The sequence below is a fragment of the Parendozoicomonas sp. Alg238-R29 genome (assembly GCF_947331445.1).
Lineage (GTDB): Bacteria > Pseudomonadota > Gammaproteobacteria > Pseudomonadales > Endozoicomonadaceae > Sansalvadorimonas.
This window is the reverse complement of sequence record NZ_CAMZOG010000119.1, coordinates 1-9,968: the sequence shown is the minus strand read 5'-3', so window position 1 is coordinate 9,968 and position 9,968 is coordinate 1. Positions and strand designations below refer to the sequence as shown.

9 protein-coding genes are annotated in these 9,968 nt (G+C 49.5%); all 9 read right to left on the bottom strand.

The genetic code is table 11. The features are described from left to right. Positions 1–115: 115 nt before the first annotated feature. Complete coding sequence (gene ftsA / locus QMA35_RS19890; protein ID WP_281648895.1) at positions 116–1,363, bottom strand: cell division protein FtsA; 1,248 nt, start codon at positions 1,361–1,363, stop codon at positions 116–118. A gap of 105 nt (positions 1,364–1,468) precedes the next feature. Beyond that, a complete protein-coding gene (locus tag QMA35_RS19885) occupies positions 1,469–2,335 on the bottom strand; it encodes a cell division protein FtsQ/DivIB (protein WP_281648894.1) in 867 nt (288 codons plus the stop codon). Next, complete coding sequence (locus QMA35_RS19880; protein WP_281648893.1) at positions 2,290–3,300, bottom strand: D-alanine--D-alanine ligase; 1,011 nt, start codon at positions 3,298–3,300, stop codon at positions 2,290–2,292. The genes QMA35_RS19885 and QMA35_RS19880 overlap by 46 nt, the downstream gene beginning before the upstream one ends. A gap of 13 nt (positions 3,301–3,313) precedes the next feature. Further along, positions 3,314–4,750 (bottom strand): UDP-N-acetylmuramate--L-alanine ligase, encoded by a 1,437-nt coding sequence (gene murC, locus QMA35_RS19875; RefSeq protein ID WP_281648896.1) that lies wholly within the window; start codon positions 4,748–4,750, stop codon positions 3,314–3,316. A gap of 25 nt (positions 4,751–4,775) precedes the next feature. Beyond that, entirely contained in the window at positions 4,776–5,846 is a 1,071-nt protein-coding gene (murG, locus tag QMA35_RS19870; protein WP_281648892.1) for an undecaprenyldiphospho-muramoylpentapeptide beta-N-acetylglucosaminyltransferase, read from the bottom strand. Further along, entirely contained in the window at positions 5,839–7,029 is a 1,191-nt protein-coding gene (gene ftsW, locus QMA35_RS19865) for a putative lipid II flippase FtsW (RefSeq protein WP_281648891.1), read from the bottom strand. Before ftsW ends, murG begins: the two co-directional genes overlap by 8 nt. Then, complete coding sequence (murD, locus tag QMA35_RS19860) at positions 7,022–8,398, bottom strand: UDP-N-acetylmuramoyl-L-alanine--D-glutamate ligase (RefSeq protein WP_281648890.1); 1,377 nt, start codon at positions 8,396–8,398, stop codon at positions 7,022–7,024. Before murD ends, ftsW begins: the two co-directional genes overlap by 8 nt. A 32-nt stretch (positions 8,399–8,430) precedes the next feature. After that, positions 8,431–9,513 carry a phospho-N-acetylmuramoyl-pentapeptide-transferase gene (mraY, locus tag QMA35_RS19855; protein WP_281648889.1) on the bottom strand — a complete coding sequence of 361 codons (1,083 nt, stop codon included), beginning with the start codon at positions 9,511–9,513 and terminating at the stop codon, positions 8,431–8,433. Next, on the bottom strand, positions 9,513–9,968 hold a 456-nt coding region (locus QMA35_RS19850), incomplete at its 5' end, for a cyanophycin synthetase (protein WP_281648888.1). The genes mraY and QMA35_RS19850, both read right to left, overlap by 1 nt.

Here is a 9,968-nt window from a genome sequence, read left to right as displayed (position 1 = left end):
CTCCAACACCGATTACTTTTATAACCGCATTCTGCGGAATACTGTCTTCCAGCTCGAACATGAAACTCTCCTTTCTCTCAATGTCCATCTTCTTGTATTAATTCCTGGTTAACAATCAAAAATTTCCTTGAACCCACTGTTTCAAGCGACTAAGGAAACTTTCCTGCTTCTGTGATCTTCCCTGGGAAGATGGCGCACTGCGGACACCGTCTTCCATATTGTGCTGCGCATACTGCAAAAGACCAACACTGGTTGCATAAATCGGGTTACGAACAACATCCGCCAGTCCTTCAATATTCTGAGGTAACCCTAGTCGAACAGGCATATGGAAAATCTCTTCTGCCAGCTCGATAACACCTTCCATCTTCGATGTACCACCCGTCAAAACAATGCCTGCTGCAACCAGCTCTTCAAAACCACTACGGCGTAATTCAGCCTGTATCAGGGTGAATAACTCGTCATACCGAGGCTCAACAACCTCTGCCAGAGCCTGACGAGAAAGATCCCGGGGAGGGCGATCCCCAACACTGGGCACCTTAATTGTTTCATCCGCACCCGCCAGTTGAGTCAACGCGCATGCATATTTAATTTTAATATCTTCTGCATGCTGATAAGGCGTACGCAGTGCCATGGCGATATCATTGGTAACCTGGTCACCAGCGATAGGAATAACTGCCGTATGACGAATCGCCCCTTCTGTAAAGATAGCTATATCTGTGGTTCCACCACCGATATCCACCATGCACACACCCAGTTCCTTTTCGTCTTCGGTCAGAACTGAGTAGCTGGAAGCCAGCTGTTCGAGAATCACATCATCAACATCGAGGTTGCAGCGACGAATACACTTTTCAATATTCTGCACAGCATTCACAGCACAAGTTACCAAATGCACCTTGGCCTCAAGACGAACGCCAGACATGCCCAGAGGCTCTTTCACACCCTCCTGAGTATCAATCACATATTCCTGAGGCAATATGTGCAAGATCTTTTGGTCAGCAGGAATCGCAACAGCCTGAGCAGCATCAATAACTCTTTCCATATCAGCTGATGTCACTTCCCTCTCACGGATAGCGACAATGCCGTGAGAGTTAAGGCTCCGAATATGGTTACCAGCAATACCCACATAAACAGAGTCAATCTGACAGCCCGCCATCAACTCGGCTTCTTCTACAGCCCGCTGAATAGATTGCACCGTCGACTCAATATTGACGACCACACCTTTTCGCAATCCACGGGAAGGGTGTGAACCGATACCAACCACCTCAATAGTGTCGCGATCGGTAATTTCACCAACCAGAGCGACAACCTTGGATGTGCCGATATCCAGGCCAACAACCATTTTTCCATTCCCAGAGCCAGTCATTCGCTAACCTACCTGTTGTCTTGTTACCCGACGCTGATCTGTTTACGACCAAATTTTCGGCCACTGCTGCATGCAGTCATCGTCATACCTGCATTTTATTAAAATCTATCCGCCCGAATTCTTTTGTCCGCTCCCTTGAGCAGACTTCTGAATCCAGGCGACTGCGACACCATCCCGATATCGCAAATCAATACTTCCAACCTCAGCCCAACGTGTTTGCAGACGGTTATAGTAGAGCTGGGTAAAACGCTGCATGCGCTCAATTAACTCATCAACACCCAGCTGTACCGCAACACCTTTCACCCTGAAGCTCCAGTTTCCTGAAGGGGTCAGGCTCACCGCCTCTACACGCAACCCCAAAAGGCGGAGCTGCTGACTAAGAGTCATGTACTGCTGCATGATCTCCTGTTCCCGCCCTTCTGGGGCTCCCAACAGAGGAAGCTCACTAAATGATCTCCCCTGCCGGGAGCGCAAAACCTTTCCGTCTGCGCTAATCAGCTCTTTTTCCTGCCAGCGAGCAACTGGAACCTCTTCTTCGAGGGCAACCTCTACCCGATCTGGCCAAATCTTCTTTACCCGGACATTTGCAATCCAGGAGTCATCTTCCAGAACCTGTTGTATACCTCGCAGGTCAACACTGAAAAAGCGTTCCCGCAAATACGGTTCCAGCTCCTCTTGCAATGTGTCCTGATTGAGATAGCGAAAGTTCCCGCTCACCTCAACCTTTGCAACCGGCCTGTCTAGCCATTCCCGCAAAACGGGTAGCGACAACATCAATCCACCTAGCACGGTTCCCGCTACAAGAAACTTCAAAGCAACGGCTACCCGATGCCCCCAGAGCAGAAACCTTTGTTTTCGCTCCTCCTGCTCCCGGCGGCTGTTCTGCTTCTTCGGGGCAGCATTTTTATCTGCCCTCAAGCTTTTTCTTAACTCATCTCTGTTGCTATGCCGGAGATATCGTCGGGCATCCATGACCTCTCCTCTTCATCACTAATGCGCAACAACTCAAGAACCAGGTCTGCAAACTGATAACCAACAGCCTGCGCCGCCATGGGTACGAGACTATGGTCAGTCATGCCAGGAATTGTATTCACTTCCAGAAGCCAAAAGCGCCCCTGGTCATCCTGCATAACATCCACACGCCCCCAGCCACTGCAACCAAGTCCGTCGAAAGCTTTTACAGACAGAGCCTGCAGCTCCTGCTCTTTCTCTTCCGTTAAACCACTAGGCAAATGGTAACGGGTATCATCAGAGAGGTACTTGGCTTCATAGTCATAAAATGTGTTATCTGTCTCCAGACGTATAACCGGCAACGCACGACCATTAAGAATGGCTACCGTGTACTCAGGCCCGGCAATCAATTGCTCAACCATAGCCTGATCCGCATGTCCAAGAACTCTTGAAATAGATGAGCTCAGCTCTTCACGTGTATAAACCGGAAAAGTGCAGATACTGGAACCTTCACCATTTGGCTTCACAAAGCACGGCATTGGCAGATCAGCGGCTTTCAAATCTGTCGTTTTATCCACCATGACAAACTCAGGAGTCGGCAGCCCCATACTTTTCCAAATCAGCTTACTGCGGCATTTATCCATCGCCAATGCAGAGCCTTTTACACCACTTCCCGTGTAAGGAATGTGCAGAAAATCAAGTAAACCCTGAACAGTGCCGTCTTCTCCATCACCACCATGAAGAGCCAGAAAAACACGCTCTGGCTTCACAGCACGCAGCTGATCAACAAGATCGTCACCGGCATCTACCAGAACAGCATCAACACCACGATCTTTCAGGGCGGTAAAAATCCTGTTGCCGGATTTCAACGACACCTGACGCTCAGGAGAGAGCCCACCACACAGCACTGCCACTCGACCAAAAGCCTTAGCGTCTATGACTATTTCTTTAGTGCCCTGCTCCAGAGCTTTTGACTTCTCAGTCATATCCTTGCCCAAATCACTCACTTTTCAGAACCAGCTCTTTATCAGCCAGCTCACCAGCTAAGCCACCAATATCTCCGGCTCCCTGGGTAATCAACAGATCACCATCTGTCAGCACGTCTGCCAGAACTTTACCCACAGACTCGCCACGCTGAATAAAAATCGGATCCAAACGTCCGCGCTGTCGAATGCTACGACATAGACTGCGACTGTCGGCTCCAGGAACGGCCACTTCCCCAGCAGGATAAACGTCCATCAACAGCAAAACATCGACCTTTGATAGAACATCGACAAAATCTTCGTACAAATCACGAGTACGGGAATAACGGTGAGGCTGATAAACCATGACCAGACGCTTTTCAGGCCAACCTTTACGAATAGCAGCCACAGTTGCAGCCACTTCACGGGGATGGTGGCCGTAGTCATCGACAAACATAACTTCGCCGACATCCGTCTGATAATTGCCATAAACCTGAAATCGACGACCAACCCCCTGAAAGCCGGAAAGCCCGGCACAGATATCTTCGTCACCCATCCCTTCTTCTGACGCAACCGCAAAAGTTGCCAGAGAGTTCTGGATGTTGTGCTCTCCGGGAATGTTGAGATTTACATCAATATTTTCATGCCCTTGGCGCACTAGCGTGAAATTGTTCTGCATGGCTTTCTGCTGAACATTAATGGCACGGTAATCAGCATCTTCAGAGAAACCGTAAGTAACGACTTGCCGTTTAATCTGTGGCAGCAATTCACGGACAACTGGATCATCTATACATACGACCGCCAGACCGTAAAAAGGCAAGTTATGAAGGAAGTCCAGAAAGGTTTGCTTTAACTTACCAAAGTCACCTTCATAGGTAGACATATGGTCAGCATCGATATTCGTAACAATGGAAACCATTGGCTGAAGATGCAGAAATGATGCATCACTCTCATCAGCTTCAGCAACCAAGTAACGACTCCCCCCCAAACGGGCATTGGTACCCGCAGAGTTCAATCGGCCACCAATAATAAATGTGGGATCAAGGCCACCCTGCCCAAGAACAGAAGCAAGAAGACTGGTTGTTGTCGTCTTTCCATGGGTACCGGCAACGGCAATACCGTGACGATAGCGCATCAGTTCAGCCAACATTTCCGCACGGGGCACAACCGGAATACGATTTTCACGGGCAGCCATAAGCTCGGGGTTATCAGCCTTAACAGCAGTGGAAACCACCACAACGTCGGCGCCAGCAATATTTTCACTATCGTGGCCGATATGAATTTCTGCGCCAAACGACTCCAGACGCTCAGTTACCTTTGAGGCACAGATATCAGAGCCAGAAATTTTATAGGCCTGATTGCAGAGAACTTCTGCAATGCCACACATACCGGAACCACCTATACCAATAAAGTGGATCCTGCTTATGCGGCGCATTTCAGGAACAGCGAAAACCGGGACCTGCTGTTCAGACATTGTATTGTTAACCTGTTTTTTTATTTCAGACACGGGCAACCTCCTGACAGATAGTTGCAACTCGAACGGTTGCGTCAGGATGAGCGCAAGCTCTGGCATTTTCAGACATCGCCTGCACCTTTTCAGGATGCGCAGAGAGCTCTGATAGTTTTTCCGCCAGTGTATGTTCAGTCATATGTTTCTGTTCCAGCAAAACAGCGGCATCGTTATCTACCAAATAACGACCATTGCGCAGTTGTTGCTGATCTTTGTGCCATGGATAAGGCACTAGAATTGCGGGCTTACCCGCATTAGCCAGTTCCGCCACTGTGAGGGCACCTGAACGACACAGCACCAGGTCAGCCCAACCATAAGCGGTGGCCATATCATCAATAAAGGGATCAACCCGCCCTTCAACACCAACACTCTTATAGAGAGCACGGGTTTCTTCTAGATTACTGGCACCGGCTTGATGCCAGACTTCCGGAGCGCTTCTTCCCATTACCGCAAGAGCTTTGGGAACACATTCATTAATTGCAACAGCACCACGACTGCCACCAAGTACCAGCAAACGCAGCTTACGGTTAGTTTGGTTTTCGCCTGTTGCCGGAACAATCATTGGCCTGACAGGATTACCGGTACACTCTGCACCGGCGCCAGCAGGAAAGGCTTTCGGGAAAGCTTCCAACCTGCAAGAGGCAAACATACTGGCAATACGGTTGGTTAATCCGAGAACTGCGTTCTGCTCATGGAGAACCAGAGGTTTTCTCAGCAGCCAGGCGGCAACACTGCCAGGTCCTGACACAAAACCACCCATTCCCAGAACCGCAACCGCTTTCTTGGCGCGCATAACACGCAGCGCATGCCATAAAGAAAGAGAAACACGGAACGGTGCCTGCAACAAAGCCTTCATCCCATTACCACGAACACCTTTTACCGGCATAAATGTAATGTCATAACCATGCTTTGGAACCAAGTCTGCTTCCATACCATCACAGGTTCCCAGCCAGTGAATCTGGAAGCCCCTGTCCCGTAATTCATCCGCAACAGCCAGAGCCGGGAAAATATGACCGCCAGTGCCACCCGCCATTACGATAAAGAGAGGAGCTTCAGACATTAGCGCCCTCCCGTTTCTTTTTTACTGCTTTAACCGCACCCTGGGTACGGCGTTCAAAGTCAATTCGCATTAACAGCCCAATGGCCATACAGTTCATAATCAAGCTACTGCCGCCATAACTCATTAATGGCAGAGCCAAACCTTTAGTGGGTAGCAAACCACTGCTGACACCGATATTTATAAACACCTGACTGCCAAACAACAGGCCGAGCCCGTACGCCAGGTAAGCGGAAAACAATTGTCCGGCCCGTTCTGCTAAAAGGCCAATCCTCATGGCCCGCCAGGAGATAAAAAACATCATGGCAATCAGCACGATTCCGCCAACCAAACCAAACTCTTCTGCCACCACAGAAAAGATAAAGTCCGTGTGAGCTTCGGGGAGGAAGAACAATTTCTGGATGCCATTCCCCAAACCTTCTCCAGTCCAACTTCCACGGCCAAAACCAATTAAAGACTGAGTAAGCTGATAGCCAGCACCAAACTGGTCAGCCCAGGGATCCTGAAAGCTGCTGAGGCGAGCCATTCGATATGGCTCAAAAACAATAAGGTAGACGGCGCAAGCCACACCGATAAGAACCAGAACAAGGAACTTTCCTATACGAGCTCCGGCAAGGAAAATCATCCCCATTATCGAGGCAGATAGAACCACAGCGGAACCAAAGTCCGGCTCCATTAACAAAAGAACAAGTACAGCCCCAAGAATGAAAATGGGTTTAAAAAATTCCTTCCAGCTCGGCCCACACACTGCCTCACGCCAACGGGACAGATAGAACGCCGTAAAGATGATCATCATCACCTTGGCGACTTCCGACGGTTGAAGGTTAAAAACACCCAGTGGCAACCAACGTCTACTGCCGTTTACCTCACGACCAACAATCAGAACCAGAACCAGAAGAGCAACAGACACAATTAAAGGGATGAAACCGGTGCGCTGCCAGAACGACATTGGCAAGACAATGACTGATGCCATAACACCTGCCCCAATAATCATAAACAGACTCTGGCGAATCATGAAATAGAAAGGACCACCATAACCAGCACTGGCGATACCGCTTGATGCGGAACCAACCATAATCAACCCCATCGCCATACAACAGGCAACAACAGCCAACAGTTTCAGATCAACCGGATTGTTGCTATTTTGCAACCTCACATAAATATCAGATACAGATGTGCTAGCCATAACGCACCCCTACCTGCTTACGGAACTCATCACCCCGGTGTTCGTAGCTACGGAACATATCGAAACTTGCACAGGCCGGAGCCAGAAGAACTGCATCTCCAGTTTTAACCAGCGTTCCAGCCAGAATTACAGCCTGCTCCAAATCATCGACCTGATGGATATTTACAAAGCCATTAACAGCTTGTGCAATCTTCCCACCATCAGCGCCCAGCACTATCAACTCACGAACATGAGTATCAACTGCGCTTCTTAGATCAGTAAAATCTGCCCCTTTGCCATCACCGCCAGCAATCAGAACAATATCGCCTTGCAGATCAGCACCAAGCCCTTCAATTGCGGCAACTGCTGCGCCGGTATTGGTTGCCTTCGAATCATTGAACCAGCTGACACCATCATGATCAGCCAGCCATTCACAACGATGAGCCAGACCTGTGAACTCACGCAGAGCTGACAGCATCGCGTCCATGGGCAAATCAACAAGAGAGCCAAGTGCCAGAGCAGCTAGAGCATTTGCCTGATTGTGCAGCCCTCTGACTTTCAGTTCAGATACACGAATCAAACGAGTGACACCCTGTACCAGCCAGGTTTCACCACTCTCCGTGACTGCACCAAAGTCGTTTAATCCAGGAGGCGCCTTAAAACCAAACGACAACTGCTTAACATGCTCTGAAACAAGCGGCGATGTCAGAGCATCGTCCCGATTCCTGACCGCACCATAACAACCACGATAAATGCGGTGTTTAGCCTGATGATAATCAGCCACTGACTCATAACGATCCATATGATCAGGCGTCACATTCAGAACTGTTGCTGCAGCGGCACGCAAAGAGTGAGTAGTTTCCAACTGGAAACTGGAGAGCTCCAGCACATAGAGGTCTTGGGGTTTTTGCTCCAAAAGCTTGAGAACTGGTGTGCCGATATTACCGCCAACACCAACCTGAACACCGGCCTCTTGAGCCATTTGCCCCAAGAGGGTTGTTACAGTGCTTTTACCATTAGAGCCAGTAATCGCAACAACTGGCGCCCGGTATTGCTTTTCCTGAAGAGCCCGGCAGAACAATTCAATATCACCAGATACAGGAACGCCGCTAGCAATAGCAGCGGCAATAGCAGGCTCTTTCAGAGAGAGACCAGGGCTAACTATCAATTCATCTGCGTCACAGAGCTGAGCGGTGTCAAGCTCACCGCAGACAACCTCTACACCCGGGCAATCTCTGTGAAGATCATCCAACCCCGGTGGAGTGACTCGGGTATCAAAAACCCGGAAAGGTGAACCTGAGCGATATAGCCAGCGAGCACAGGCGAGCCCGGTCTTACCAAGACCGATAACAATCCTTCGTCTGTCGCTGCCAATCAGCTGCTCGCTCACACTTTATTCCTCGCCACTCACATATATAATCATCAACGCAGTTTCAGCGTTGCCAGCCCGACCAGAACCAGAATCAGACTGATAATCCAGAAACGCACAATAACCCGTGGCTCTGGCCAACCTTTTAACTCAAAGTGGTGGTGTATCGGCGCCATCCGGAAAATACGACGCCCGGTCAACTTATAAGAGCCAACCTGCAAAATAACCGAGACCGTTTCCATTACGAAAACACCGCCCATAATGAACAGAACTATCTCCTGCCGAACAATTACCGCAATCACACCCAGCGCTGCACCAAGAGCCAGCGCACCGACATCACCCATAAATACCTGAGCGGGGTAAGTGTTAAACCAGAGAAAACCAAGCCCCGCGCCCACCAGTGCCGCAGTAAATACTACGATTTCACCGGAACCGCGGATAAACGGAATATTCAAGTACTTGGCAAATTCAAAGTGACCACTCAGGTAAGCAAACACCCCTAGCGCCGCTGCTACCATAACTGTGGGCATAATGGCCAAACCGTCTAGACCATCAGTCAGGTTGACGGCATTACTGGTACCGACAATCACAAAATAAGTCAGCACGATAAAGAAAAAACCCAATGGAATAGCAACACTCTTGAAAAAGGGAACAATCAGCGCTGTTTCCATAGGCGTTTTTGCCATCATATAGAGGGCAATCGCCGCCCCAAGGCCAAACACCGACTGCCAGAGATATTTCCAACGAGCAGGCAAACCGCGGGAATTCTTTTCCACAACTTTTCGGTAATCATCAACCCAGCCCACAGCGCCGAAGGCCAATGTCACCCCAAGAACAATCCAAATATAAGGGTTGCTCAAATTGGCCCACAGTAATGTACTGATGGTGATGGCCGCCAGAATCAAAGCGCCCCCCATTGTTGGCGTACCAGCCTTACTCAAGTGCGATTGAGGACCATCCTCACGCACAGCCTGACCAATCTGGTGAAAGCTCAACTTGCGAATCATCACCGGGCCAAACCACAAGGAAAAAGCCAGCGCCGTAAGAACACTGAGAATCGCCCTGAGGGTCAGATACTTAAATACGCCAAAGCCGCTGTAATATGTACTCAGGAAATCAGCCAGCCAGTGCAGCATCAGAATCCCTCCTTGGTGGCCGCCCTGATGGGCGTTTCAGTTTTCTCAGAAATGCATGCACTGACAACTTCATTCATTCCAGTTATCAGAGAACCTTTTACCAACACGACAACACCTGGTTTCAGGTGAGGTGTCAGCCATGCAATCAGTTCTTGTTTATCAATGAAATGTTCACTGTCCCGGGTAAAGCCTGTGTGAACATTTGCAGACATAGTACCGCTGGTAAGAACCCGGTCGATTCCCGCTGCATGCGCATACTCACCGAGCTCCCTGTGCATCTGAGCACCTTCATTCTCGCAGGTATAATGCTCAACAGAGAGATCTCCCATCACCAAAATGCGATAACCATCACAATCTGCCAGCTCATCAATAGCTGCGCGGGTTGAAGCAGGATTGGCGTTGTAGCTTTGATCAATAATCATGGCACCGTTGTCGGTGCGAAAGCGCTGGCCACG